The 24,352-nt window shown below is 70.5% G+C and carries 26 protein-coding genes; 12 read left to right on the forward strand and 14 right to left on the reverse strand.

Annotation, left to right across the window (positions count from 1 at the left end):
* Positions 1-154: 154 nt before the first annotated feature.
* Entirely contained in the window at positions 155-514 is a 360-nt protein-coding gene (locus E7742_RS01045) for a hypothetical protein (protein WP_137797227.1), read from the forward strand.
* A gap of 81 nt (positions 515-595) precedes the next feature.
* On the opposite strand, the gene E7742_RS01050 is transcribed toward E7742_RS01045, so the two are convergent.
* The 5 genes from E7742_RS01050 to E7742_RS01070 form a co-directional block, all read right to left on the reverse strand.
* Entirely contained in the window at positions 596-2,101 is a 1,506-nt protein-coding gene (locus E7742_RS01050; protein ID WP_137797228.1) for an acetyl-coenzyme A carboxylase carboxyl transferase subunits beta/alpha, read from the reverse strand.
* Positions 2,102-2,177: 76 nt separating this feature from the next.
* Positions 2,178-3,380: an ABC transporter permease gene (locus E7742_RS01055; RefSeq protein WP_137797229.1), complete on the reverse strand. Its 1,203-nt coding sequence runs from the start codon at positions 3,378-3,380 to the stop codon at positions 2,178-2,180.
* The gene (locus E7742_RS01060) at positions 3,377-4,276 is read right to left on the reverse strand and encodes an ABC transporter ATP-binding protein (protein WP_137797230.1); all 900 of its coding nucleotides are present in this window, start codon (positions 4,274-4,276) and stop codon (positions 3,377-3,379) included. Before E7742_RS01060 ends, E7742_RS01055 begins: the two co-directional genes overlap by 4 nt.
* Positions 4,273-4,824, reverse strand: coding sequence for a hypothetical protein (locus E7742_RS01065; RefSeq protein WP_137797231.1), 552 nt, complete (start codon positions 4,822-4,824; stop codon positions 4,273-4,275). Before E7742_RS01065 ends, E7742_RS01060 begins: the two co-directional genes overlap by 4 nt.
* A gap of 1 nt (position 4,825) precedes the next feature.
* Entirely contained in the window at positions 4,826-5,104 is a 279-nt protein-coding gene (locus tag E7742_RS01070) for a helix-turn-helix transcriptional regulator (protein ID WP_137797232.1), read from the reverse strand.
* A 100-nt stretch (positions 5,105-5,204) separates the two neighbouring features.
* Here E7742_RS01070 and E7742_RS01075 point away from each other — a divergent pair, with 100 nt between their 5' ends.
* The 3 genes from E7742_RS01075 (at position 5,205) to E7742_RS01085 (ending at position 7,576) form a co-directional block, all read left to right on the forward strand.
* Positions 5,205-5,747, forward strand: a complete 543-nt coding sequence (locus E7742_RS01075) for a hypothetical protein (protein ID WP_137797233.1) — start codon at positions 5,205-5,207, stop codon at positions 5,745-5,747.
* Between the two features lie 121 nt (positions 5,748-5,868).
* Positions 5,869-6,393 carry a copper chaperone PCu(A)C gene (locus tag E7742_RS01080; RefSeq protein WP_137797234.1) on the forward strand — a complete coding sequence of 175 codons (525 nt, stop codon included), beginning with the start codon at positions 5,869-5,871 and terminating at the stop codon, positions 6,391-6,393.
* On the forward strand, positions 6,386-7,576 hold the full coding sequence (locus E7742_RS01085; protein ID WP_137797235.1) for a Dyp-type peroxidase: 1,191 nt from the start codon (positions 6,386-6,388) through the stop codon (positions 7,574-7,576). The genes E7742_RS01080 and E7742_RS01085 overlap by 8 nt, the downstream gene beginning before the upstream one ends.
* A 66-nt stretch (positions 7,577-7,642) precedes the next feature.
* Here E7742_RS01085 and E7742_RS01090 read toward each other — a convergent pair whose 3' ends face one another.
* From E7742_RS01090 to E7742_RS01100, 3 genes are all read right to left on the reverse strand, one after another.
* Positions 7,643-9,277, reverse strand: a complete 1,635-nt coding sequence (locus E7742_RS01090) for an ABC-F family ATP-binding cassette domain-containing protein (protein WP_137797236.1) — start codon at positions 9,275-9,277, stop codon at positions 7,643-7,645.
* Positions 9,278-9,319: 42 nt separating this feature from the next.
* Positions 9,320-11,437, reverse strand: coding sequence for an acyl-CoA dehydrogenase (locus tag E7742_RS01095; protein ID WP_137800997.1), 2,118 nt, complete (start codon positions 11,435-11,437; stop codon positions 9,320-9,322).
* Positions 11,438-11,611: 174 nt separating this feature from the next.
* A complete protein-coding gene (locus E7742_RS01100) occupies positions 11,612-12,418 on the reverse strand; it encodes an IclR family transcriptional regulator (RefSeq protein WP_254699124.1) in 807 nt (268 codons plus the stop codon).
* Positions 12,419-12,487: 69 nt separating this feature from the next.
* Between E7742_RS01100 and E7742_RS01105 the strand changes: the two genes are divergently transcribed.
* Genes E7742_RS01105 through E7742_RS01120 form a run of 4 tightly spaced genes read left to right on the forward strand, consistent with a single transcriptional unit; the run spans position 12,488 to position 15,847 of the window.
* Positions 12,488-13,105, forward strand: coding sequence for a TetR/AcrR family transcriptional regulator (locus E7742_RS01105; protein WP_137797237.1), 618 nt, complete (start codon positions 12,488-12,490; stop codon positions 13,103-13,105).
* Positions 13,102-14,118, forward strand: a complete 1,017-nt coding sequence (locus E7742_RS01110) for a TIGR03617 family F420-dependent LLM class oxidoreductase (RefSeq protein WP_137797238.1) — start codon at positions 13,102-13,104, stop codon at positions 14,116-14,118. Before E7742_RS01105 ends, E7742_RS01110 begins: the two co-directional genes overlap by 4 nt.
* A complete protein-coding gene (locus E7742_RS01115; protein ID WP_137797239.1) occupies positions 14,115-14,927 on the forward strand; it encodes an enoyl-CoA hydratase/isomerase family protein in 813 nt (270 codons plus the stop codon). The genes E7742_RS01110 and E7742_RS01115 overlap by 4 nt, the downstream gene beginning before the upstream one ends.
* Entirely contained in the window at positions 14,918-15,847 is a 930-nt protein-coding gene (locus E7742_RS01120) for an SDR family NAD(P)-dependent oxidoreductase (protein WP_254699125.1), read from the forward strand. Before E7742_RS01115 ends, E7742_RS01120 begins: the two co-directional genes overlap by 10 nt.
* Positions 15,848-15,926: 79 nt before the next feature.
* Here E7742_RS01120 and E7742_RS01125 read toward each other — a convergent pair whose 3' ends face one another.
* From E7742_RS01125 to E7742_RS23400, 3 genes are all read right to left on the reverse strand, one after another.
* Positions 15,927-16,724 carry an SDR family NAD(P)-dependent oxidoreductase gene (locus E7742_RS01125; protein ID WP_137797240.1) on the reverse strand — a complete coding sequence of 266 codons (798 nt, stop codon included), beginning with the start codon at positions 16,722-16,724 and terminating at the stop codon, positions 15,927-15,929.
* A 183-nt stretch (positions 16,725-16,907) separates the two neighbouring features.
* Positions 16,908-17,246, reverse strand: a complete 339-nt coding sequence (locus E7742_RS23395) for a hypothetical protein (RefSeq protein WP_254699126.1) — start codon at positions 17,244-17,246, stop codon at positions 16,908-16,910.
* Complete coding sequence (locus E7742_RS23400) at positions 17,227-17,508, reverse strand: class I SAM-dependent methyltransferase (protein ID WP_254699127.1); 282 nt, start codon at positions 17,506-17,508, stop codon at positions 17,227-17,229. Before E7742_RS23400 ends, E7742_RS23395 begins: the two co-directional genes overlap by 20 nt.
* A 134-nt stretch (positions 17,509-17,642) precedes the next feature.
* On the opposite strand from E7742_RS23400, the gene E7742_RS01135 reads away from it, so the two are divergent.
* The 3 genes from E7742_RS01135 to E7742_RS01145 all read left to right on the forward strand — a co-directional run bounded on the left by E7742_RS01135 (position 17,643) and on the right by E7742_RS01145 (position 20,710).
* Positions 17,643-18,479 carry an aldo/keto reductase gene (locus E7742_RS01135; RefSeq protein WP_137797241.1) on the forward strand — a complete coding sequence of 279 codons (837 nt, stop codon included), beginning with the start codon at positions 17,643-17,645 and terminating at the stop codon, positions 18,477-18,479.
* Positions 18,480-18,587: 108 nt separating this feature from the next.
* On the forward strand, positions 18,588-19,208 hold the full coding sequence (locus tag E7742_RS01140; protein WP_254699128.1) for a PadR family transcriptional regulator: 621 nt from the start codon (positions 18,588-18,590) through the stop codon (positions 19,206-19,208).
* Entirely contained in the window at positions 19,205-20,710 is a 1,506-nt protein-coding gene (locus E7742_RS01145; RefSeq protein WP_137797242.1) for a DHA2 family efflux MFS transporter permease subunit, read from the forward strand. The genes E7742_RS01140 and E7742_RS01145 overlap by 4 nt, the downstream gene beginning before the upstream one ends.
* 7 nt (positions 20,711-20,717) lie before the next feature.
* On the opposite strand, the gene E7742_RS01150 is transcribed toward E7742_RS01145, so the two are convergent.
* Positions 20,718-21,860 carry a sensor histidine kinase gene (locus E7742_RS01150; RefSeq protein WP_137797243.1) on the reverse strand — a complete coding sequence of 381 codons (1,143 nt, stop codon included), beginning with the start codon at positions 21,858-21,860 and terminating at the stop codon, positions 20,718-20,720.
* Positions 21,853-22,530 (reverse strand): response regulator transcription factor, encoded by a 678-nt coding sequence (locus E7742_RS01155; protein WP_137797244.1) that lies wholly within the window; start codon positions 22,528-22,530, stop codon positions 21,853-21,855. Before E7742_RS01155 ends, E7742_RS01150 begins: the two co-directional genes overlap by 8 nt.
* Positions 22,531-22,703: 173 nt before the next feature.
* On the opposite strand from E7742_RS01155, the gene E7742_RS01160 reads away from it, so the two are divergent.
* On the forward strand, positions 22,704-23,306 hold the full coding sequence (locus E7742_RS01160) for a M15 family metallopeptidase (RefSeq protein WP_137797245.1): 603 nt from the start codon (positions 22,704-22,706) through the stop codon (positions 23,304-23,306).
* Here E7742_RS01160 and zapE read toward each other — a convergent pair.
* Positions 23,279-24,337, reverse strand: coding sequence for a cell division protein ZapE (gene zapE, locus E7742_RS01165; protein ID WP_254699129.1), 1,059 nt, complete (start codon positions 24,335-24,337; stop codon positions 23,279-23,281). The genes E7742_RS01160 and zapE overlap by 28 nt on opposite strands.
* Between the last annotated feature and the right edge of the window lie 15 nt (positions 24,338-24,352).

The raw sequence follows: 24,352 nt of genomic DNA on the forward strand, positions 1-24,352 counted from the left end.
CGCGTCGGTTGTCGTGAGAAGGTGAGAGTGTTGGGAAAAGGTCGATAGGCACGCGAATCGATCGCGCGTGCGGCTCCGTTCGAAGGATCGGCGCCATGCATCCGAATGACCTCGGGCCCGTGCTGCCCGTCCCGACGCGGCGGGTGGCCGCGCCGTGCCCCTGACCCGTCAGCACACCGAGCGGTACGCGGACGCTCTCGTCGCCCTGGCGGCGGCGACGCAACGCCCGGCCGGCATCGTCAACGTGGGATCTACATACGCGATTCGGGTCGAGTTCGAATTGGGCCGATATCTCCTCGCCACCAACGAGGGAGGCGATCTGTCCACCGCCACCGACGACGGTGACGGCCTGTGGGCGGTGCGCTTCTTCGACCGCTCCGATGACCTGCTCGCGGCCGCGGACCGGGAATGGCTCGTCGACGCGTTCGACGCGGTGGTGGCCCGGCTGCGCTCGTCGGAGTTGTGGCGCGGGGACGGCACCACCTACGGCGAGTTCGCTCCGACGATCGGCTGACCGCGCTCTCGTCCGGCGGGGAGGGGCGCGTGATCGATCGTGGCTCGGTCCGGGAGGACTGGCGCAGGATCCTCCGGAGCGTCAACTCCCGGGCAGGCCGAGAGTGCGGTAGCGCGACGTGCGTGTCGTGATCCGGTCGTCGACCGGGAGGTCGTCCAACGCCGCGAGTTCGTGCGCGATCGCCGCGCCGACCCGGCGCGAGAACTCGACCGGTTCGAGGGCGGCGTCGGGAAGTTCGGGGATCACCGCGTCGACCACGCCGTCGCGCAACAGGTCGAGCGACCGGATGCCCTGCGCCGCAGCCATCTGCGGCGCGTGGGTGGTGTCACGGTGCACGATGGCGCTCGCACCCTCGGGGGGAAGCGGGGCGAGCCAGCCGTTCTGGGCCGCGAGTACGCGGTCGGCAGGCAGCAATGCGAGCGCGCCACCGCCGGTGCCCTGACCGAGCAGCACCGACACCGTCGGGGTTCGCAGCGTCACCAGATCGGAGATGCAGCGCGCGATCTCCGGGGCCAGGCCGCGTTCCTCGGCCTCCTGCGACAGCGCCGCCCCGAGCGTGTCGATCACCAGCACCAGGGGCAGCCGGAGTTCGGCGGCCATCCGCATGCCACGGCGGGCCTCCCGCAGCGCGGCCGGGCCCATCGTGTTGAGGGCCGACTGGCCCGCACGGTCCTGACCGAACAGTACGCACGGCCGGCCGCCGAACCGGGCGAGCGACAGCAGGACGGTCGAGTCCACCTCCCCCTGACCGGTTCCGCTCAGCGGCACGCGGGTGGAGGCCGCGTGCCGTACCAGCTCGCGCACACCGGGGCGGTCGGTGCGGCGGGACGACATCACGGATTGCCAAGCCGGTACATCCGGGATGTCCTCGGGCGCGGCGAGTTCGGGGATCGGCACCGTGGCGTCGGCCGGGTCGCACACCACGTGCAGCGCACGGTCGACGAGCTCGCGCAGCTGCTCGACGGACGCGACCCCGTCGATGACGCCCTTGCGATACAGATTCTCCGACGTCTGGACGCCCGCCGGGAACTCGGCGCCGTACAGGGCCTGGTACACGCGGGGGCCGAGGAATCCGACGAGCGCGCCGGGTTCGGCGATCGTCACGTGCCCGAGCGATCCCCACGACGCGAAGACGCCACCGGTCGTGGGGTCGCGCAGGTACACCAGGTACGGCAGGTGCGCGGCCTTGTGCGCGGCGACTGCCGCCGCGATCTTGACCATCTGCACGAACGCGACGGTGCCCTCCTGCATGCGAGTTCCGCCCGACGTGGGGGACGCCAGCAGGGGTAGCCCCTCGGCGGTGGCGCGTTCGACCGCGGTGACGATCCGTTCGGCCGCGGCCACCCCGATCGACCCGGCGAGGAAGGAGAACTCGCACGCGATGACGGCGACGCGACGGCCGCCGAGCAATGCGGTACCGGTGAGCACCGACTCGTCCACGCCGGAGCGCGCCGCCGCGGCGGCGAGCTCGGCGCGGTACTTCGGGTCGGGGTCGACGTCGACCGGGGCGGTGTCCCACGACTCGAAACTGTCGGCGTCGAACACCCGCGCGATCAGGTCCCGAGCCGACATTCTGGTGCGGGACATGGGCCCTCCTCCATCTCGCGAATCGCCGACGGCGACCGCACCCGGCAGCGGGCGCGGTCGCCGTGGTTCAGCCTAGTTACCGGGCGAGGGCCTCACGCCACGAGACCGTCTTGCCCATGCGGAGAATCGATCGCTGGTAGATGCGGGCGGCCAGGGCCGACATCGCGACCGTGACGAGCAGCATCAAGGCGACGGTGCCCACGATCTGCACTCCGCTCGCGACGCCGGCGGCGATGCGCAGCGGCATGAGGATCGCGGAGAACGGCGGGATCCAGCTGAGCACGTTCGACAGCGGGCCGTCCGGGTTCTGCACGGCGCTGAACGCGGCGAAGAACATTGCCATGATCAAGATCGTGAGCGGCATCGCGGTGGAGTTGACGTCCTCCTGGCGCGAGACCATCGACCCGGTCGCGGCGTAGAGCACCGCGAAGAAGGCGAACCCGAGGACGAACCAGCCGAGGGTGCCGACCAGCGTGCCCCACGCGGTGCCACCGAGCGTGAGGACGCCGGTCGCGACGCCGGCGCCCACGCCGACCACGCCGTACACCGCGAGCTGCGCCAGGCCGACGGCGCCGATGCCGATCACCTTGCCCCACAACAGCTGCAGCGGTCGCAGCGTCGACAGCAGCAGTTCCACCACGCGCGACGACTTCTCCTCGACCACACCCATCGCCACGTACATGCCGAACGCGAGGATTTGCATGTACAGCAGGATCACGACCGCGGTCGAGAGCGCGATGCGTTGTCCGCGTTCGGGATCCGGTGGGTCGATCGCGTCGACGGTGACGACGGCGGACTTCGTGCTCTCGGCCAACTGCGCCGCGTCGACGCCCTGCGCCGCCAGCGCGGCGGTCTGTGCCTGTGCGGCCACGGCGCCGTCGAGCACGACGCGCAGCGGAGCGTCGATCTCGGACTTGGTGATCGCGGTGACGCTGCCGCCGGTGCCGGGCACGAGCGCGACGTCGAGGTCGCCGTTCTCGACCTGGCCGCGGGCGGCCTGCTCGTCGCCGATCTCGGTGACCTCGACCGGATTGCCGGCCGCGTCACCGGTGGCCACCAGCGCGGCGCTCAACGACTGATCGCCGACCAGCCCCACTGTGGACCGCGACTCGTCGTCGCCGCCCGAGAAGATCGAGGCGGCGACGATGCCACCGACGATCGCGATCAGGACGATCACGTTGCTGATCAGGAAGCTCTTCTTCTGCACCTGGGTCAGGAATTCGCGCCGAGCGACCAGGGCGATCGCGCGGGCCGGGCTCAGGCCGTTCCGAACGTTCATGCGGACACCACCTCTCGGAACAGTTCGGTCAGGGACGGTTTGCGGACCGCGAACTCGTGTACGGGTCCGGTCTTCAGGGCGGCGTGCAGGACGGCCTGGTCGTCGGCGCCCGAGCCGAGCGACAGCACGGTGCGGCCGTCGGCGTGGCTGACGGTCGTCACCGCGAACAGGTGATCGGCCCATCCGGCGGGTGCCGCGGGCGCGTGGACCTCGAGGAGCACGTCGCCGCTGCCACGCAACTCGTCGACGGTGCCGATCGAGTTCATCCGGCCCTTCGAGATGATGCCGACCCGGTCGCACAGCCGCTGCACCAGATCCAGCTGGTGACTGGAGAAGATCACCGGGACACCGGTGTTCGCCTTCTCGACGAGGACGTCGCTCATGACGTCGACCGCGACCGGATCGAGTCCGGAGAACGGTTCGTCGAGAATGAGTACCGCGGGGTCGTGGACCAGTGCGGCGGCGAGCTGGACGCGCTGCTGGTTGCCGAGGCTGAGCGCGTCGACGGTGTCGTTCACCCGTGTCTCGATCCCCAGACGCTCGGTCCACCGGCGCGCGGACTCGCTCGCCTCGGCACGCGAAAGCCCGTGTAGTTCCGCGAAGTACGTGAGCTGACGACCCACCTTCATCTTCGGGTAGAGCCCGCGTTCCTCGGGCATGTAACCGATCGAGCGGCGGACCTCGAGGTCGACCGGCCGGCCGCCGAGCCGCACCTCACCCCCGTCGGCAGCCAGGACGCCGAGGGCGATGCGCATCGCGGTGGTCTTGCCGGCGCCGTTGCTGCCGACGAATCCGAAGATCTCGCCGGGGCGGACGTCGAAGCTCAGGCCCTCCAGCGCGACGACGTCGCCGTAGCGTTTGGAGATGCCGTCGAAGGTGAGCGTCTGACCGGTCATGAGGACTCCTCGTGGTCGTCGGTATCGGGGTCGGGGTCGGGGGCCGACCAGGCCAGGATCATGGCGGGCAGGCACCCGCCGAACAGGACCGCGGCCAGCGCGGTCCCGCCGCCGGCGTAGGCCAGTGCCCGGTGATCGAGTCCGTCCACTCCCGCACCCCACGTGAGCGCGAATATCGGCAGCAGCACCAGCCACTGCAGGGCGGTGAGGCCGACGGAGCGGGCGCTGTTGCGTTCGGCGATCTCGCGCTCGTCGAGGGCGTGGCGGGGCGCGTCGCATTGTCGGCTGGAGACGATCTGGAGGCTGGTCCAGACCGGGAGGAACACGACCAGCAGGGCGATCCAGCCGAGCACGGCCGGCGTGGAGAAGTACGTGCCGACCGCGGTCGCGAACATGCCGGCGAAGATGACGACGAGCGCCATCACCAGCGCGCGGCGGCGGGAACGAGAACGCCACTGCGGCATCCAGGTGGACATCCGAGCTTCCTGACGGAGGAATCGTCGCGTGCGGAAGTCCTCGTAACGCTCGACGAGGGTCGTGCCGGGCATGTCAGCCCTCCTCCTTGGGGGTGGTCGGGTAGAGCTCGACCGACATCGGCGCGAACTCGGTGCGCGAGAACACCGCCTCGATCGGTAGTTCGAACACCGTGCAGATGCGCATCGCGAGGTCCAGGCTCGGGTAGTGGTCGCCGCGCTCGAGCGCACCGACGGTCTGCGGATTCACCTCGATCGACTCGGCGAGCTGTGCGCGACTCATCTTTCGTTCCGCGCGCAGCACCCCGATGCGATTGAAGATGGGGAGGCTCGCGCCACGCCGCACCGGACTCATGCAATGCATCGTTGTAAAAACACAACAGACTGTCAAGTTCGTAAAACGAGGGGGTGCGGGGTCGCCGTCTCGGTACGACAGCGTGTAGTACTGTCGCGGCATGCGCATCGGGCCAGGTGAGGAGCTCGCACGCCAAGTGCGGGGTCTTGCCGTGGCCGCGTCCGTGGTGGCCCTCGCCATCGGGGCCCACGGCATGGGCGGGGGCGGCATGCCCCACGGTGTGACGCTCTTGCTGCTCGTCGGCGTCGCCGCCGTGGTCGCCGCGGCCGTCACCGCGGTGCCCGCCCTCGCGGCGCGCCGGGGCGCGTTGGTTCCGGTGCTCGCCGCCGGGCAGGTGCTCGCGCACGGCGCCCTCTCGCTCGGTGACGCCCACGCCGGTATGCACGACGGCGCGCAGCTGTCGGCGCCGATGCTGTCGGCGCACGCCGTCGCCGTCCTCGCGTGCTCGGCGCTCATCGCGTCGGCCGAACGGATCGGTCCGCGTGCCTGCGCGGCACTGCGGCGGATCCTGCCGCGCCTGCTCGCCACGTCGCCGGTGCCGCCCGAACGTGCGTTGCCCCGACTCGTCGCAGACGCTGCGCCGCCCGCGCTCGCCGTGTGCGTGGGGTCGATCGCCCGGCGCGGACCGCCCGCCTTCGGCTGAGACCGCCCCACGTCACCGCGTCACGCCGCCTTCCGGCGTGGACGCGCGTCCTCCCACACCCTGCGGGTCGCCCGGACCGCCCGGCGGTCGCCGCGCGCCCGCACCCGAAAGGCACACACACATGAAGGCATTCATTCGTACCCGCGTTCTCGCGATCGGTGTCACCGTCGCGGCGGGCATCACCCTCGTCGGTTGCAGCGACGACTCGGCCGGCGACGCGAAGTCCGGCACCGACGTGGAATCGATCTCGTTGCAGGACTCGTGGGTCAAGGCCGCCGACAGCGGCATGACAGCGATGTTCGGCACGATCGTCAACGGCTCGGACACCGACGTCACGTTGACGGCCGTGACGACGACGGTCTCTCCGCGCGTCGAACTCCACGAGATGGCGCCGGACGGCAGCGGCGCGATGAAGATGCGTGAGAAGGACGGCGGCGTCGTGGTCGCGGCCCACGATTCGTACGAACTCGCTCCGGGCGGCGACCACATCATGCTGTTCGACCTGCCGGCACCAGTGCAGGCGGGTACCGACGTCGCGTTCACGTTCGAGTTCGCCGACGGCGCGACGGCCCGGTTCACGTCGCAGGTCCGCGACTTCACGGGAGCCCGCGAGGACTACGGCACCGGTGAGGCGCACGATGGCTGACCTCAGCCGTCGGCGGCTGTTCGGAGTCGGCGCCGCCGCGATCGGCGGCGTCGGCCTCGGCTTCGGCGCCGGCACGGCTACGGCGCGCCCGGCACAGGCCGAGGTGGCCGTGCCGACGGTCCCGTTCCACGGGGAACACCAGGCGGGTGTCGAGACGCCGCCGCCCGCCCACACCACGTTCGTCGGCCTCGACCTGAGACCGGGGACGGACCGGGCGGCGCTGGTTCGGCTGATGCGGGTGTGGACCGACGACGCCGCCCGGCTCACGGTGGGCACGGGCGCGCTCGCGGACACCGAACCGGACCTCGCCACCGCCCCCGCCCGTCTCACCGTCACGGTCGGCTTCGGACCCGGGGTGTTCCGCGCCGCGGGACTCGACGACCGCCGTCCGCCGTGGTGCCGCCCGCTGCCGGCCTTCGAGATCGACCGACTCGAGCCGCGCTGGAGCGACGGCGACGTCCTCGTCCAAGTGGGGTCCGACGACCCCGTGACGGTGGCTCACACGCTGCGGGTCCTGCTCAAGGCCGCGCGCAACACCGCCACCGTCCGGTGGGTGCAGCGCGGCTTCCGCCGGGCTCGGGGCAGCGAACCCGAGGGCACCACGATGCGCAACCTCATGGGTCAGGTGGACGGGACCGTCAATCCGCACGCGGGCACCGCCGACTTCGGCCAGGTGGTGTGGAACGACGGCCGGGAGCAGCCGTGGATGGCCGGGGGCACCTCGGTCGTGATCCGGCGCATCCACCTCGACCTCGACGGCTGGGACGAATTGGATCGGCACGGGCGGGACGAGGTGATGGGGCGGCGGATGTCCGACGGCGCCCCGCTCACCGGCGAATCCGAGCACGACACACCCGATTTCGAGGCGGTCGGTCCGGGCGGGTTGCGGATCATCCCCGAGTTCTCGCACGTCGCGCGGGCCCGCCCGATGGCTCCGCGGGAGCGGTTCCTGCGCCGCGCGTACAACTACGACGAGGCCCCGGGCGGCGCCGGGGTGTCCGACTCCGGGCTGATCTTCGTCGCCTACCAGGCGGACGTCGACGCCCAGTACGTGCCGGTGCAGCAGCGGCTCGCGGAGGCGGACATGTTCAACGAGTGGTCCACGCCCATCGGGTCCGCGGTGTTCGCGATCCCGCCGGGCTGCCGTGCCGGGGAATACCTCGGGCAGGGCCTGCTGGCGTAAGCGCTGCGCGCCCGTGCGCCTCTCCGGTGGCGTCGGCTACCGAAAAGGCGCACGGGCACGAAGTGCCTATTCGGCGAGGCGGCCGGCGTCCATCCGCCAGCGCCGGGTGTGGCGCATGGTGTCCAACATCCGGCGGTCGTGGGTGACGAGCAGCAGGGTGCCCGTGAACGACTCCATCGCCTGCTCGAGCTGCTCGATGGCGGGCAGGTCGAGGTGGTTGGTGGGCTCGTCGAGCACCAACAGGTTGACGCCGCGGGCCTGCAGCAACGCCAGTGCCGCCCGCGTGCGCTCGCCCGGCGACAGCGACGATGCGGGTCGGAGCACGTGGTGGCCCTTGAGACCGAACTTGGCCAGCAGGGTGCGCACGTCCGCCTCGGGCCACTCCGGGATCTGCGCGCCGAAGGCGTCGGCCAACATCTCGTCGCCCTCGAACAGTCCTCGGGCCTGGTCGATCTCGCCGACCGCGACCCCGGATCCCAACGTCGCCGTCCCCTCGTCGGGCGGCAGCTTGCCGAGCAGGACGTTCAGCAGTGTCGACTTGCCGGACCCGTTGGGGCCGGTGACGAGGATCCGGTCGCCCCAGTCCACCTGCGCGGTGACCGGACCGAACGTGAACCCGTCGCGGCGCACGGTGGCGCCACTCATGGTCGCGACCACCGCGCCGCTGCGGGGCGCCGCGGCGATCTCCATCCGCAGCTCCCATTCCTTGCGGGGTTCCTCGACCACCTCGAGTCGTTCGATGCGGCGCTGCGTCTGGCGCGCCTTGGCGGCCTGCTTCTCGGTGGACTCGGCGCGCGCCTTGCGGCCCATCTTGTCGGAGTCGCCGTTCTTCGCCTTGCGGCGAGCGTTGCGGACGCCGTGCTCGAGCCAGTTGCGCTGCATCTGCGCACGGTCCTGCAACGCCGACAGGTTCCCGGCGAACTCGTCGTACGCCTCGCGGGCGTGCCGCCGCGCCACCTCCCGCTCCATCAGATATGCCTCGTACCCGCCGTCGTACACGGCGATCTGCTGTTGCGCCAGATCCAGCTCCACGATGCCGGTCACGGTGCGCGCCAGAAACTCTCGGTCATGGCTCACCACCACCAGCGCGGTACGGGTGTCGGCGACGAACCGCTCGAGCTGCTCGAGCCCGGGCAGATCGAGGTCGTTGGTCGGCTCGTCGAGCAGCAGCACGTCGTAGCGCGACAGCAGCAGCGACGCGAGTCCGGCGCGGGCGGCCTGGCCGCCCGACAGATCCGTCATCAGCGCGTCCCCGGCGACATCCAGGCCGAGATCGGCCAATACCTGTTCGGCGCGCTCGGCCAGGTCGGCGCCGCCGAGGGCGAGCCACCGGTCCAGGGCGGGGGAGTAGAGGTCCTCACCGCCGTCCGCGAGCGATTCGGCGGCCGCGTTCATCGCCTCTTCGGCCGCGGTGACGCCGGTGCGGCGGCCGAGGAACGCGAGAATCGTCTCGCCGGGCATCCGGTCGGGCTCCTGCGCCAGGTAACCGACGGTCGCGTCGGGGGGACTGAGCGTGATCGTGCCGGTGACGTCGGCGCTGCCCACGCCGGCCAGCGTGGTGAGCAGCGTCGACTTCCCGGCACCGTTCGCGCCGACCAGTCCGATCACGTCGCCGGGTGCGACCGTGAGGTCGAGGTCCGAGAAGAGCGTGCGCTCGCCCCGGGACGCGGAGAGGCCGGAGATGCGCAGGGTTGCAGTCACACGCAGATTGTCCCCGGCCCGCCGGCCCCGCTGCCGCGGTGGTCAGTCCCGAGGAAGCCCGAGCAGTCGCTCGGCGACCAGCGACAGCAGGATCTGGGTACTGCCGCCCGCGATCGAATTCGCCCGGGTGGTGAGGAATTCGCGCATGACCGGGCCCTCGAGGAGGCCGGCGTCGCCCGCGAGTTGCAGTTGGAACTCGGCGGCGGCCTGCCGCTCGCGCACGCCGACGATCTTCTGGATCGCGGACTCGGCTCCCGGCTGTCCGCCGGCCAGGCTGTCGAGCAGCGCGCGGTGCGCCAGCAGGGCGTTCGACATCGCCTGCGCGATCAGGTAGCCGAGGCGGTCGACCACCAGCGGATCGTCATTGCCCTCGGCGAGCGCGATCATCTCCTCCATGCGCGGACCGAGCGTGGAGCCGCCGCCCATCTGGACCCGCTCGTTCGCGAGTGTAGTGCGGGCCAGCCGCCAGCCGTCGTTCACCGCGCCCACGACGCAGTCGTCCGGCACGAAGACGTCGTCGAGGAACACCTCGTTGAACAGCGTCTCGCCGGTGATCTCACGCAGTGGACGCACGTCGATGCCCGGAGTTCGCATGTCGACCAGGAAGTAGGTGATGCCCCGGTGCTTCGGAGCCTCCTTGTCGGTCCGGGCCAGGCAGATGGCCCAATCCGCCTGCACCGCCATGGAATTCCACACCTTCTGGCCGCTGATCTTCCATCCGCCGTCGACGCGGACCGCGGCTGTGGTCAGCGACGCCAGGTCGGAGCCGGCGCCCGGTTCGCTGAACAGCTGGCACCAGAGGATCTCGCCGCGCAGTGTCGGCAGCGCGAACCGTTCGATCTGCGCCGGATCGCCGCCCTGCAGGATCGTCGGCATCGCCCACCAGCCGATGACGAGGTCCGGACGCTCGACGCCCGCGTGCTGCAACTCCTGGTCGATCAGCACCTGCCGGGCAGCGGACGCGTCCTGGCCGTACGGCGCCGGCCAGTGCGGCGCGAGGTAGCCCGAGTCGGCGAGGGCCGCCCGGCGATCCTGCTCCGGGAGCGCGGCGATCCGCTCGACGTCACCGCGGACGGCGCCGCGCTCGTTCTCGACGTCACCGAGGTCGACACCGAGATGACGACGCTCGCCGGCGCGGACCAGTTCGGTGGTGCGCCGCCGCCAGGCCGCGCTGCCGCCCAGGAACTGCCGCAACGACAACGCGCGACGCAGGTAGATGTGCGCGTCGTGCTCCCACGTGAAACCGATGCCCCCGAGCACCTGGATGCAGTCCTTGGCATTGTCCACCGCGGCGTCGAGTGCGACGGCACCCGCGACGGCTGCGGCGATGGGCAGTTCGTGCGCGTCGGCCACTGCCGCGTCCCACGCCACGATCCGGGCCTGCTCGGCGCGGCACAGCATCTCCGAGCACATGTGCTTGATCGCCTGGAAGCGTCCGATCGGGCGCCCGAACTGCTCCCGGATCTTCGCGTACTCCGCGGCGATCTCCGTGGCGCGTCCCGCAATGCCGGCGGCCAGCGATGCCACCGCGGTGATGTGCAGGTCTTCGACCGACTCGAAGGGGATCTCGAGCCGCACGGCCGGGGTCGCCGTGCACCGCACCCGGCCCGCCGGCGTGGTGAGGTCGGCGGTGTCCGCGGCTTCGACCTCGAACCCCGCGGCGTCCGGGCGGATCAGCCACCACGAGCGGGCGCCGTCCGACTCGGACGCGGCGACGACGACGGCGCTGCGAGCACAGGCCCCGGCCACCAGCCCGACCTCGCCGGAGACACCCTCGTCGCTCACCGTGAGCCGCGGCGCTGCGGGCGAGGCGATCGCGACCGGCAGCGCGCCGGACATGATCTCGTCCAACAGCTCCTGGGACCCGGCGTGCGTCCCCAACAGGTGGGCGACGGCCGCGGTCGCTGCCACCGGCCCCGGAAGCAGGTCCGCGCCGGCCTGCTCGAGCATCACGCACAGATCGACCAGGGTGCCGCCCGCGCCTCCGCGCTCCTCGGGAACGGTCACCGCGAACAGGCCCAGATCGGCCACGGCGGGCCACAGGTCCAGCCACGCATCGGTCGCCGTGTCCCGTATGACGGCAACCGGTTTTCCCGTACGGCCGAGTGCCCGCACCGCGTCCTGGGCGGCGATCTGTTCCGGTGTCCTGGCGATGCTCATGGTGTCCTCGTCGTGGTTCGGGTGCTCGTCGGTGAGCGGATGATCCTCACGTTCGCAGTTCGCGCGAACCGGCGTGGGCGCAATTCCATTGGGTGGCATCTGTGTCGTGTCCTTCGGGACCGACCGGCGACGAGGTCCGCGTGACGGCCGCAGACACGGGCACGCTCCTGCAGTTCACCGTGCCCGACCGGCCGCACGGGTCCGAGTGGGGAGAAGGTCGCGGGACGTGCGGCGCGCGGCGAGCGCGACCAACGGTGCGATCGCCTCCAGCGACACCCGGCCCCGCCCGGCCGCGGAGATCGCCGCGGCGGGACCATCGGGGCCGGTCACCACGGCCGCGACCCGCGCGATGCCCAACGCGCTCTCCGACGCCGCGGAGAACGCGAGGCCGCCCCGTCCACGGACGTGGCCGAGGTCGGCGTGCAGACGGGAGAGAGCCGGTGCGGTGCTCGGGCCCGCGCCCTCCAGAGCGAGAAGATTGTCGACGCGTTCGGGTGGAAGTGCCGCCAGGAGCGCGCGGCCGGCCACGGTGCGCTCGGCCGCGACCCGCGCGCCCACGTGCGACGGCACCGAGTCCGCCGCCGACCCGCCGACCTTGTCGAGGTACAGCACCCGGGCGCCCTCGAGCACCGCCAGGTGCACGACGGTGCCGGTGGTCAGGTGCAGGTGGTTGAGGTGCGCCGCCGCGGCGGCCCGAACCTGGGTGTGGTCGCCGTGCCGCGTGCCCATCCACAGGGCGCGTTCGCCCAGCCGGTAGCCGGGCGCGTCGTGTGCGAGCCACTGCAGTTCGACGAGCTGGTTGACGATGCGGAACGCGGTCGACCGCGGCAACCCGGTCACGGTCGTGACGTCCTCGAGCGTGAGTCGCGCGGGACCGGACAGGAAGGCGTCGACCACCCGTGTCGCCCGTTCGATCACCGAGGGACGCCTGGCGCGCACGTGGACGTCGCGACCGTCGAAGGAGCCGTCCAGCAGCGTCACGCTCGAACCTCCTTGGTGCGCAGGCAATTCACCATCGCCGAAAAATATAACGTGTTAGCCTGTAACGTAATGAACGCGAATCTACCGCGAGTCGGCCGCCCGCGTGACCCGGCCAAGGATCACGCCGTCCTCGTCGCCGCGCGGAAACTGCTCGGCGAGGTGGGCTACCAGCAGACGACCATCAGTGCCATCGCGCGGCGCGCCGCGGTCAGCGCACCCGCCATCTATCGACGGTGGCCGTCGCGGGAGGCGCTGCTCGAGGAGGCGGTGCACGGCTCGGGGGGACGCGACTTCCCGGAACCTACCGACGACCTCCGCGCGGATCTGCTCACGTGGACGCGGATCTTCCTGGCGCGTGCGGCGAGTCCGGCGGCCCGGGCCGGGATCCCGGGACTGCTGGCCGACGCCACCACCGAGGAGGATCGGCAACGGCTGCTGGCCCTGCAGGACCCGGTCCGGTCCGCGTTCGCCGAGCGGTTGGAGATCGCCGTGCGCGGTGGCGAGATACCCGGTCCGGCGGATGCCGCGACGCTGTTCGAGATCTTGACGGGCGCCACGTCCATCCGCGGCCTGACGCAGGGCAACCTCGACGCCGAGGAGTTCGTGGCGGCGCTGGGGGGAGCGCTGTACACGCTGGCGTGTCACGGCGCCGACACGGCGGCTACAACGAAAGGGGACCGATCGTGAAGGTGGACGTCCAACTGGACGGACGGCCGGAGAACGCGGCGCAGCGGGCCCGCGAGCTGGCCGCGCTCGGCGTCGACGGGCTGTTCACGTTCGAGGGGCCGCACGACGTGTTCCTGCCCCTCGTCGCCGCGGCCGCTGCGACCGACGTCGATCTGATGACAAACGTGGCGATTGCGTTGCCGCGCAGTCCGATGCACCTGGCCCACACCGCGTACGACCTGCAGACGCTGAGCCGAGGGCGGTTCCGGCTGGGTCTCGGCTCGCAGATCCGCCCGCACATCGAGAAGCGGTACGGCGCGCAGTGGTCGCGCCCGGCCGCGCGGATGCGCGAGACCGTCCTGGCGATCAAGGCGATCTTCGATGCCTGGGAGGGCAATTCGCGTCTGCGCTTCGAGGGCGAATTCACCACGCACACGTTGATGCCGCCGACGTTCGATCCCGGCCCCAACCCGTACGGTCCGCCGCCGATCTGCCTCGGTGCCCTCGGGCCGGTCATGACGCGCACGGCCGCCGAGGTGGCCGACGGGCTGCTCGTGATGCCCTTCAACAGCGCCCGGCATTTTCGGGAGCGGACGATGCCGGCCGTCGCGGCGGGTCTCGAGCGGGGCGGGCGCACCGCGGCGGACCTCGCGATCTACCCGCAGGTGATCGTCGGGGTGGGGCGCACGCCGGAGGAACTGAGCGCGGCATCGCGTGGGGTGCGCGAGCTGCTCGCGTTCTACGGATCGACCCCCGCCTATCGCCCCGTTCTGGAGGTCGAGGGCTGGGAAGGGCTGCAGCCCGAGCTCAATGCCCTCTCCAAGAACGGCGAGTACGCGGCGATGACCGATCTCGTCGACGACACGATGCTGGCGACGCTGGCGGTGCACGGTACCCCCGAGGAGTGCGCGGCCGAGATCGTCGCGCGGTTCGGCGACCACGCCGACCGCGTGTGCTGCTACTTTCCCGGGTACCCGGTGCGGGAACAGCACATCGCAGATCTGGTGGCCGCGGTGAAGGCACCGGCCTCGTGAGCCCGATCCGCGTGGCGGTCTCCGACGGCGTCGCGATCCTCACGCTCGATCGCCCCCGACACCGCAACGCGTTCAACGGCGAGATGGGCCGACGACTGGGCGAGCTCTATCGGCGATTCGACGAGGACGACGACGTCCGGGTGCTCGTCCTGACCGGGACACCGCCGGCCTTCTGCGCCGGTGCGGACCTGACCCCCGGACCCGACACCTTCGCGTCGCCCACCGACGCCGACTTCACAGCCTCTCCGGTGCACCCGCCGGCATTCGACCTGCGCAAGCCGGTGATCGCGGCGGTGAACGGCCACGCGATCGGCATCGGGCTGACGTTGGCGATGCAGGCCGACATCCGCATCGTGGCGGCGGACGCCAAGTACGCGATTCCGCAGGTGCGGCGGGGCGTGGTCCCGGATGCGATGTCGCACTGGACCGTTCCTCGCGCAGCGGGTAGCGCGGCGGCCGCGGACATTCTCCTCACCGGGCGCACGTTCGACGGCGCCGAGGCGGTACGTCTCGGCATCGCGAGTCGCAGCCTGCCGGCCGACGAGGTGCTGCCGGCCGCAGTGACGACGGCCCGCGACATCGCGGTGCACACCTCGCCGATGTCGGTGGCCCTGAGCAAGCGCCTGCTGTGGGACACACTCCGGCACGGGTTCACCCCCGGCCAGGTCGCGGAGTACGAGACCGTACTGCATCACCGCGTGATGGGGACGGCGGACTCGGCCGAGGGAGTGCGGGCCTTCGTCGAGCGCAGAGAGCCGCGATGGACGGCCCACGTCGGACGTGACTGGAAGGAACTGCCATGGGAATGAACGGGTTCGGTCCCGGCACCACGACGGAAGAGGTACTCGACGGCGTCGATCTGACCGGACGGACCGCGTTGGTGACCGGCGTGACCGGCGGGCTCGGCGGGGAGACGGCGCGCGCACTGGCGGCGTGCGGGGCAGCGGTGATCCTGGCAGCCCGGGACGGCGACGCCGCCGCCGGGGTCGCCGCGCGCATCCGCGCCCAGGTACCGCGGGCCGATCTTTCATTCGTGGCACTGGATCTGGCCGACCTGTCCGCTGTCCGCGGGGCGGTCGAACGCATCGGTTCGCGGCCCATCGACCTGCTGATCAACAACGCCGGGGTGATGTACACCCCGTTCGCCCGCACCGCCGACGGGTTCGAGCTGCAGTTCGGCACCAACCACCTGGGTCATTTCCTGCTGACCACGGCGTTGGCGGCCAACCTCCGATCCGCGGCGCACCGCTCCGGGGACCCGGCCCGGGTGGTGACCGTGTCGTCGGACGCGCACCGCGCGCACGCCGTCGATCTGGCCGACCCCGCCTTCGCGCACCGGCCCTACGACAAGTTCGTCGCGTACGCACAGTCCAAGGCCGCCAACGTACTGATGACCGTCGAACTGCAGAACCGCTCGGGCGGCGACGGGATCCGCGCCTTCGCGGTGCATCCCGGCGTGTGTGCCACCGGACTGTCGCGGCACATGTCCCGCGACGACTTCGCGGAGATGAAACGGATGAGTGCGGGCAAGCCGGGATTGCTGAGCAACCTCGAGTCGATTCCGGAGGCGGCCGCCACCTCGGTGTGGGCGGCCACGGCCCCCGCGCTCGGGTCGGCCGGCGGGGCCTACCTCGCCGACTGCGGAATCGACCGGGCCGCCGAACACGCGACCGACCCGGCGACCGCGACGTCGTTGTGGACACTCTCGGAGCAACTCGTGGCGCTGTGAACTACTCCGCCCAACCGCTCCGCCGCAACGCAATCGGGGCCGATCGCGGCGTGCGATCGGCCCCGGCGCGCGTGCCGGTCTACTTCGATTCCGGCGGCAGCATCGCCTTCGACGCGGCGTGCGCGGCCAGCAGCATCTTGGCGCGGTCGCCGCCGCTGCGCTTCTCGACGGCGGCCTCGTTGCCCTTGGCGACCACCACCGGGCCGTTCCCCAGGTTGGCGAGCGCCTGCGCGGCCACGTCGGCGGGCTCGGAGACGTGCAGGCCCGGGATGTCCATGTTCAGACCGGCGCGGGCCATGGCGGGCGTACGCGTGACACCCAGGACCATCTCCAGAACGTCGACGTCGTACTCGCGCATCTCGAGCCACAGGCCCTCGGCGAAGGTGCGGCAGAACGACTTCACGCCCGCGTAGATGCTGATCTGGGCGGAGCCGAGGAAGCCCGCCATCGAACCGACCAGGAGCAGTCCGCCGCGGCGACGATCCTTCATGGGGGCGCCGAAGTGCTGGATCAACTTGAGCTGACCGGTGATGTTGAGGTCGATCACCTGCTGGAAACGATCCAGGTCGCCGGTGACGAACTCGTGGCCGTACGTGTTCGCGCCGGCGTTGTAGACCAGCAGGCCCACCTCGAGACCGTCGGTGACGCTGCGGATCTTGTCGAGCATGTCGGCCGCGGTGAGGTCCACCGACAGCGTGCGCACCTCGACGCCCTTCGCGCGCGCCTTCTCGGCAGTGACCTCGAGGGGCTCCGGCTTGCGGGCCAGCAGGACCAGGTTCAGGCCGGCTTCGGCGAGCTGGACGGCGAACTCCTCGCCGACGCCCTCGGAGCCACCCGCGATGACGGCCCACGGCCCGTACTTGGCAGCGTCGATCATGTATCGATCCTTCGTGTCGATCCCGGACTCCGGGAGTGAGCGGCCCGATCGGTGGTCCGACCGGGCCCGGTACCCCGAGTATGGTGTGACGTGGATCGCAGTACTGCCCCGATTCCACTGGACGGGACTGCTTTCCGGGTCGATTCGGCGGACGTCTGCGCTGGGAACGACTGTCCGGAGACGTCACTCCCGGACGAGCCGGAGGAAGTGCGGGTGGGCCCGCGCGAGGAGGCCCGGCGCCCCGTCGGTGTCCATCGCGTCGTCGCCCACGGCGGTCCACCCACGTAGCGCACGTGTCACGTCCGTCATCGACGCGCCCCGCGGCAGGGGGCGGCGCCGGCCGGGCGTGAACGAGAACATCAGCAGTTGCGCGCCCGGTTGCGTGACGGCGCCGAGCCCGTCGCCGTACGCGATGCGCTGGTCGTCGCCGAGCCCGTGGAAGCAGCCGATGTCGATCGCGAGGACGTAACCGGAGTCGACGTACGCGGGCAGGCGGGTGACGTCACCGAGCACGAAGTGCACGTCGGCCCCGGGGACGGGAAGTTTGGCGCGCCCGCTCGATCGCGGCAGGGACGGAGTCGACGGCGGTCACCGCCCACCCGCGGGCCGCCAACTCGATCGAATGCTCGCCCGTCCCGCAGCCCAGGTCCAACGCCCGACCACCGGCGGCCGGGACCGGCACGCTGTCGAACAGTGCCGCCAACTGGGTTCCGAAGACGGTGCGACCGGCGCCTTCCCACGGCGTCCATCCCCATCGGTACGCCAGCCGGTACGACAGGCTCATCGTCAGCCTCTTCCTGGACCGGATCACCCTGGATCGAACGTATGCCCTCCCGCTGCCGCGGTGCAATGCCGGCGAAGTGTCCACTTGCTGAGATCCGGGGAACAGTTCGGTGCGCCGGGTTGGTTGCCCCCGGTATGACTTCGATCAGTTCTGTACCGAACATTGCGCTGAACGACGGCAACGCCATGCCTCAGCTGGGCTTCGGGGTGTTCCAGGTGCCCGACGAGCAGGTCTACGCCGCCGTCGCGGAGGCGTTGCGCGTGGGTTACCGCAGTATCGACACGGCACGGATCTACGACAACGAGTCCGGCACCGGGCGCGCGATCGCCGACTCCGGGATTGCTCGCGAGGACCTGTTCGTCACCACCAAGCTGTGGAACGACGACCAGGGGTACGACTCGACGATGCGCGCCTTCGACGCCAGCATGGCCAAGCTCGGCCTCGACTACCTCGACCTCTACCTGATCCATTGGCCGGCCCCGGCGCAGGACCGCTTCATCGAGACTTTCAAGGCCTTCCAGCAGTTGAAGGCCGACGGCCGCGTCCGGTCGATCGGTGTCTCCAACTTCACCGCCGACGATCTCGGCCGGTTGGTCGAGGCCGTCGGCGAGACGCCGGCGGTGAACCAGATCGAGCTGCACCCGGACTTCGCGCAGCCGCGCCTGCGGGCTCTGCACGAGGAGATGGGCATCGCCACCGAGGCATGGAGCCCGTTGGGGCAGGGGAACACGCTGTCGAATCCGACCGTCGAGCGCATCGCCGAGGCGCACGGCCGCACTCCGGCCCAGGTGATTCTCCGCTGGCACGTCCAGCTGGGAAACATCGTCATCCCCAAGTCGGTCACACCCGAACGGATCGCGAGCAACTTCGACGTCTTCGACTTCGAACTCGGCGCCGACGACATGTTCGCGATCGGCTCGCTCGATCGCCCGGACGGCCGTCTGGGGCCCGATCCCGCAACCTTCGGGTGATTTGTCCGAAACCGACGGTGTTCGTCGTCACACGCGACGACGAGCGTTGCCCACCGGCCCCGGGCGACCGTATATTCCACCTGGAATATTCGATATGGGAGTGGGGTGGTGACGGTGCTGCCGCGCTCGGTCACAGCTCTCGGTGTCGCGGTGCTGGCGCTTCTGTTCGAGCGGCCCATGCATCCGTACGAAATGTTCCAGCTCCTCGGTGCGCGCCGCCGGGACCGCGTCGTCAAGGTGCGGCCGGGCTCGCTATATCACGCCGTCGAGCGGCTCGAACGAGACGGACTCGTGGTGGTCTCCGGCACCGACCGGCAGGGTAACCGCCCCGAGCGCACGACCTACGAGATCACCGACACCGGACGGGCCGCGGTGCGGGAATGGGTGACCGACACCGTTCCCGCGCCGACGCCCGAGTATCCGCGATTCACACTCGGGCTCGCCGAACTGCACAACCTCGGCTCCGCCGAGGCGCTGGCCCTGCTCGACCGGCGCATGGAGGCACTCGGCGTCGAACTCGCCGAGCTCGACGCACTGGAGCGGCTCGCGCAGGAGCGTGCGGTGCCGGAACTGTTCACCATCCCGTTCTCGTACACCCGGGCCATGGTCGAGGCCGAGCTGGCCTGGTTGCGCACGTTCGTCGACCGGGTCCGCGGCGGCGACGTCCCGTGGGTGACGGAAGAACACCTCGCATCACTGAAGCTTGCTGATCAGAAGGGCAACCGATGAACACCGAAATCCGGCCGTGGCCGGCCCTGTGGGCCCTCTGTCTGGGCTTCTTCATGATCCTCGTCGACAGCACGATCGTCGCCGTCGCCAACCCGGTCATCACCGCCGAACTGAACACCGATGTCAACGCCGTCATCTGGGTGACGAGTGCGTACCTGCTCGCCTACGCGGTGCCGCTGCTGGTCACCGGGCGCCTCGGTGACCGGTTCGGCCCCAAGAACATGTACCTGATCGGCCTGGTCGTGTTCACCCTCGCGTCGCTGTGGTGCGGTCTGTCCGGCGGCGTGGAGATGCTCATCGTGGCCCGCGTGTTCCAGGGTCTGGGTGCCGCACTGATGACGCCGCAGACGATGGCCGTGATCACGCGCATCTTCCCGCCCGACAAGCGTGGCACCGCGATGGGACTGTGGGGTTCGGTAGCGGGCGTCGCGACGCTGGTCGGTCCGATCCTCGGCGGTGTCCTCGTCGACAACCTCGGCTGGCAGTGGATCTTCTTCGTCAACGTGCCCGTCGGTGTGGTCGGATTCCTGCTGGCGTGGCGTCTGGTTCCGTCGCTGCCGACCAACAACCACAAGTTCGACATGATCGGTGTCGCGCTCAGCGCGATCGGTCTGTTCTGCATCGTGTTCGGTCTGCAGGAAGGCAATTCGTACGACTGGGACGCGCGCACCTGGGGCTTGATCGCGGGTGGCCTCGTCGTGATGGGCGTGTTCGTGTGGTGGCAGAAGGCCAACCGCAACGAGCCGCTGGTGCCGCTCGGACTGTTCAAGGACCGCAACTTCTCGGTGGCCAACGTCGGCATCGCCGCGATGGGTTTCTCCATCACCGGCGTCATGCTGCCGTTCATGTTCTACGCGCAGAGCGTGACCGGGCTGTCGCCGACACGTTCGGCTCTGCTGATGGCGCCGATGGCGATCGTCACGGGCATCCTGGCGCCCTTCGTCGGACGGCTCGTGGACAAGGCGCACCCGCGGCTCATCGCCGGTCCCGGCTTCCTGGTGTTCGCGCTGGCCACCGCGTGGTTGGCCACCAGCCTCACGCCGACCACGCCGGTCTGGCAGATTCTGCTGCCGATGGCCGTCATCGGTGGCTCCAACGCGTTCATCTGGGCGCCGCTGGCCGCGACCGCGACCCGCAACCTGCCGCCGGCCCACGTGGGAGCCGGTTCGGGCGTCTACAACACCACCCGCCAGGTGGGTGCCGTTCTCGGCAGCGCCGCGATGGGTGCGCTCATGACGTCGCGGATCACCGCCGAGCTGTCCACGCTCGGTGTCGCAGGTGGTGGCAACATCAGCCAGGAGTTCCGCGGTCAGCTGCCGGAGATGGTGCGCGAGCCGTTCTCGACCGCGATGTCGCAGTCTGCGATGCTCCCCGCCGTCGCCCTCCTGGTCGGCTTCGTGGCCGTGATGTTCTTCGCCAACCCGCGCAAGGAGGCCGGTCGTTCGCAGGAGGTTCCGGTCGCTTCCGGCGGCGACGCCGAATCGGTGCCGACCCGGCGCTGACCGTAGGTCATCCCGCGGCCGGGAGGTGGACTGTGACGAGCAGTCCGCCTCCCGGCCGCGGTCGTATCCGCAGGTCGCCCTCGTGGACCTCAGCGATGCGGGCAACGAGAGCCAGCCCCAGTCCGTACCCGCGGCGGTGCGGCCGGCCGAACTCGTCGCGGACGGACTCGTGGACACGGCCGCGGCCACGCAGGAACGGCTCGTGGAGGCGGGACGTCTCCTCGGCCGTGAAGATGTCACCGTCGTTCTCGATCGCGAGAGTCGCCCCTGTGGCATTCCCGACGGCGCCGCCGGTCCGCACGATCAGCTCGCCGCCGCGAACGTTGTGCCGGACGGCGTTCTGGACGAGATTGACGACGAGCTGGGTGAGCAGCGCCCGGCTGCCGACGGCGCGGGCCGGCTCGAGACCGCTCCGGATGCGTAGGCCGAGAGCATCGGCCTCCTCCGCCGTCTCCGCCAGCGCCTCGGCGACGACGGCGGCCAGATCGACGACGTCCGTGTCCGTCGCCGTGGTCCCGACGTCCGCGAGATCGAGCAGCGCCTCCGTGAGACCCACGGCGCGGGCATTGGTGAGCGCGAGCCGCTCCAGCAGGGTGGGATAGTCCTGCGCATCCGGGTGCCGGCGGGCGACGTCGAGCATGGTGGCGGTGACCGCCAACGGCGTCCGCAGTTCGTGCGACGCGTTGGCCGCGAACCGTTGTCGTGCCGCGAACTCCGCGCCGAGTCGGTCCAGCATGTGGTCGAAAGTATCGGCCAGTTGCCGGAACTCGTCGTTCCGTCCGGTGAGATCGATGCGGTGGTCGAGGCGCCCGGTGGCGGCGATCCGCGCCGCCTCGTCGATCCGCCGCAGCGGCCGCAGCACCCACCCGGCGAGCAGCCAGCCGCCGATGATCCCGACGAGCGCCAGACCCGCGAGCAGTACCCCGGACAGTCGCAGCAGGGCATCGAGAATCTCCTGGCGGGACGCGACACCCGTCCCGCTCTCGCTCTCGCTCGGATTGGCCGCAGTCAGTGGATAGTTCGGCACGTACCGCAGCACGACGTACGCGCCCGCGAGCACCACCGCCCCGGCGGCGACGAGGAAGGCGGCATAGCTCACGGCCAGTCGCAGCTGCGCACTCCGGCGTGCGGGCGGACGGTCCTCACGCACGGTCGTGCTCCGGGTCGACGAGCCGATAGCCGGATCCCGGGACGGTACGGACGAGATCCGGTTCGCCGAGGGCCTTGCGGAGCGTCGAGATCGTCACCCGTGGCGCCGTCGTGAAGGGGTCCGCGTGCTCGTCCCAGGCCTTCTCCAGCATCGTCTCGGCGCTGACGACACCGCCGTCCGCACGCAGGAGCAACTCGAGCACCGCGAACTGTTTGCGGGTGAGCTTGACGAACCGACCGTCGCGATACGCCTCGCGGCGGAACGGATCGAGCCGCAGATCCGCGAACTCCAGCACCGGCGTCGACGTGGCGGCAGGACGCCGGGCCAGCGCGTGCAGGCGGACGATCAACTCCTCGAGGTCGAACGGCTTGGTCAGATAGTCGTCGGCGCCCAACCGGAATCCGTCGAGCTTGTCGGTGAGTCGCGCTGCGGCGGTGAGCATCAGGACCCGCGTCGCAGGATGGTTCCGCGTGATCGCGGCGCATACGTCGTCGCCGTGCACGCGAGGGAGATCGCGGTCGAGGACGACGATGTCGTAGTCGTTGACGCCGATCCGTGCGAGCGCCTCCGCACCGTCGAGGGCAACGTCCGCCGCGATCGCCTCGAGCCGCAACCCGTCCCGCAGCGCCTCGGCCAGAAACGGCTCGTCCTCGACGATCAAGACCCGCATTCACATCTCCAGTGCCGACTCGCGCCGGCGGGTCTCGCCGGTGCCCCGCCAGTGTAGAGAGACGCCATGTTGCGCAAATGTGTGGAAGCCGCCCTACGCTCACGCAACCCCGCGCGCGGTGGAGTGTCCGGCGACAGGCCCGAGAGCCGGGCCGGCAACCGAAAGAGCACTCCATGCGCATTCCGCAACGGACGCCCCTCGTTCGTATCCTCGCGGCCGCGGCCGTGAGCGGGTCCCTGCTGGCGCCATCCGCGTGCGCCTTCGTGGAGGGCGGAGCCAAGGCCGTCCGGGAGTTCGACGACCGACGTGGGTCCGTGGCGGTGTCGCGCGGGATCGATGCCTCGGACGGGTACATCCCGTCCGGAAGCTCGCTCTCCCCGGCGGACGACACCCATTCGGCGCTCGCGAATCTCGAGCCGGCCCTACGCGCCGCAATGCGATCCGCGGCGGCGGACGCGCAGGCCGACGGCATCCGAATGGTGGTGACCAGTGGCTGGCGCAGCGCCCGCTACCAGCAGTCGCTGCTCGACGACGCCGTCTGGACCTACGCCGACGAAGCCGAGGCACGCCGATGGGTGAACACTCCTGACCGATCCACTCACGTGTCCGGGCACGCCGTCGACATCGGGCCCACCGACGCCGACAGCTGGCTCGCACAACACGGTGGGCGGTACGGACTGTGCCAGACCTACGCGAACGAGATGTGGCACTTCGAACTGGCCACGGCACCCGGCGGAACCTGTCCGGCTCAGAGGGCCGACGCGTCCGCGGGGTGACGGTCTCCGGCTGCGGCCTCGGCCTCTGTGCGCAGTCGTCGCAGCCGGCTGCCGAGGCGGGCCAGATCTGCCGGGGGACAGTCTTTTCCGAGGAGGAAATCCCGGTCGCCGTGGGCGAGGAAGGTGACTGTGACGTCCTGGTCGTACAGAACGTCGACCAGGTTGACGAACCGTTGCGCGGCCTCGCGCCCGACGGCGTCCGGTCCGGGGACGTCGCTGACGACCCACGACCGGTGGAGGCGAGCGAGGCTGAGATAGTCGGCGGGCGCGGTGGCGGCGCCGCACAGGTCGTCGAACGTGAACCACAGGCAGTCGGAGTCGGCGCGCAGCGCATTCACCGGGTGCCCTGCGGGTGTGAGACTTCTCCGCTCGTGCGCCCCCGGTCGAGTGAGTCCGATCGCGCGGAGTTGCTGCGGGGAGCCGGCGACGACCCAGGAACCCGACGCGAACCCGGAGTCGTGCCGCGTCGTCGTCGTCCGGTAGTCGGTGTCCCCGTCCATGGACACGACCGTCATCGTGCGCTCGATGAGCGCGATCGTCGGTACGAAGGCGTCGTGGAACAGGGGATCGGGAAGCAGCGCGTCCGGCGGATGGTTGGACGTGGCCACCACCGTAATGCCGAGGTCGAGCAGCCGTGGGAGAAGGCGTTCGAGCAGCCGGGCGTCGCCGATGTCCTGAACGTGGAACTCGTCGAAGCAGACCACGCGCGCGCGGCGGAGCAGTGCGTCGACGGCGGCCGGGAAGTCATATCGGGATCGGACGAGGTTGGTGTGCAGCGCGCGAAAGAACTCGTGGAAGTGCAGCCGCACCTTGTCGTTCGTCGGGACGGCGGCGAAGTAGGCGTCCATCAGCCACGTCTTGCCCCGACCGGGCGGACCCCACAGGTAGACACCGAGTCCCGTGACGTCCGTCAGGGCTCCGGCGGCGCGCCGCTGGACCGCGTCGAGTGCGAACCCCTCGGCGCCCGAACGGGTCTCGAACACCTGCACCGGCACCTGGAAGGGGCCGCGCGACTGTCGTGGACGCTTCACGCTGCGGGACTCTAT

It is taken from the genome of Rhodococcus sp. SGAir0479 (assembly GCF_005484805.1).
GTDB lineage: Bacteria > Actinomycetota > Actinomycetes > Mycobacteriales > Mycobacteriaceae > Prescottella.